Genomic DNA, 1,772 nt, shown 5'->3' with positions numbered 1-1,772 from the left:
AAGAAGGGCTGCATTATGGCATATTTTTTAAAGAAAACGAATAACAAAAAAGGTACTTATCTTCAGATTTACGAAAGCTATTACGACCCTGAACGCAGGGGCGGTGCTCATCGTTCATGCAAACCTCTGGGCTACGTTCATGAGCTTATCGCCAAGGGCATCGATGATCCTATCTTCTATTACTCGGAGGAAGTGAAACGCTTAAATCAGGAACACGATGAAAACAAACAGCGCGAAAAGAATCGTCAGATCTCAGGCGAATCTCCTGAAAAGCTTTTGGGCTATTTCCCTATAAAAAACCTGAATGATTCTCTGGGTATCAGGAAGTATATCAGCCTTATGCAGACCGTTACGGATTTCCGGTTCAGCATTGCTGATCTTATCGACGCGCTCATTTATGCAAGGGTTGTCTATCCGTGTTCAAAATCCAAAACTTTTGAAGAGGTGATCCCGAAGCTTTTTAGTGCTTACGGTTTCTCCCTCGATCAGCTCTATTCCGGTCTTGCATACATCGGCTCCGAGTATGAAAAGATCGTAGAGATCTACAACCATCAGATTCGCCAGAAATACAGGATTGATACTTCCCATACCTACTTTGATTGCACCAACTTCTATTTCGAGATCGACCGGGAAGATGACTTCCGGCGAAAGGGGCCGTCAAAGGAAAACCGAAAAGAACCCATTGTCGGTTTGGGCCTTCTTCTTGACGCTCATCAGATTCCCATCGGGATGAAAATGTTTCCCGGCAGTGAAAGTGAAAAGCCGGTACTGAGGAATGTCATTGATGAACTGAAGCAGCGCGGCAACATCTCCGGTAAGACGATACAGGTGGCAGACAAAGGTCTCAACGGTATCAATAACATCCTGCACGCATTAAAGGCAGGTGACGGATATATCTTTTCAAAGTCAGTCAAAGGCCTGAGAGAAACAGAAAAGGTTTGGCTGCTGCTTGGGAATGATTACAAAGATGTCCGGGACAAAGATGGAACTGTTCTTTATCGGATGAAAGCATGCGTCGATGATTTCCCTTACGATTACTTTGATGAGAATGGCAAAAAGCATACCGTAAAACTCAGAGAAAAACGCATCGCAACATTTAACCCAAAGCTTGCGGAAAAACAGCTCTATGAGATCAATAAACAGGTCGAAAAAGCCAGGCTCCTCAAAGCTTCCCAGGCCAAAAGATCAGAGTTTGGCGATTGCGCAAAGTATGTCTCGTTTTTCTCCGCAGACAAAAAGGGTAATAAAACGGATGGGAAAGTTACCGTAGAGATGAATGATAAAGCAATAGAAAATGCCAGAAAGCTTGCCGGATACAATCTCATGGTCACCTCAGAACTCTCTGTGTCTGCTGCAGAAATATATGCGGCTTACCACAACCTGTGGCGGATAGAAGAGGCTTTTCGTATCATGAAATCGCATCTGGATGCAAGGCCTGTTTACCTGCAGAAAGAAGATACCATTACAGGGCATTTCCTGATCTGTTATCTCTCTGTAGTCCTGACCAGACTCTTTCAGATCTATGCTTTAAACGATAAGTATGGAACAGAAGAGATTTTTGATTTCATCCGGAACTTCAGAGTAGCAAAAGTCTCTGACAGGAAATATATAAATCTTACACGCAGTTCCACATTTATAAAGGCTTTAGCTTCTGAAACCGGTCTTCCTCTGACATCATATTTTCTCGGAAATGAGGCCATAAATAAAATGCTAAACCACAGGTTCTAAACCGTGGTTTAGCACTACTTTTTTTCTCAAGTCCGAAAGACAGG

1 protein-coding gene is annotated in these 1,772 nt (G+C 43.2%); it reads left to right on the top strand.

Going from position 1 to position 1,772, the window contains the following annotated elements:
• Positions 1-15: 15 nt before the first annotated feature.
• Positions 16-1,728: an IS1634 family transposase gene (locus tag E0E20_RS13760; RefSeq protein ID WP_165444121.1), complete on the top strand. Its 1,713-nt coding sequence runs from the start codon at positions 16-18 to the stop codon at positions 1,726-1,728.
• Positions 1,729-1,772 lie beyond the last annotated feature (44 nt).

The sequence above is a fragment of the Lachnoclostridium sp. Marseille-P6806 genome, assembly GCF_900625025.1.
Lineage (GTDB): Bacteria > Bacillota > Clostridia > Lachnospirales > Lachnospiraceae > CAG-791.
The sequence above is the reverse complement of the archived record's forward strand: the minus strand, read 5'-3'. Positions and strand labels throughout refer to the sequence as shown.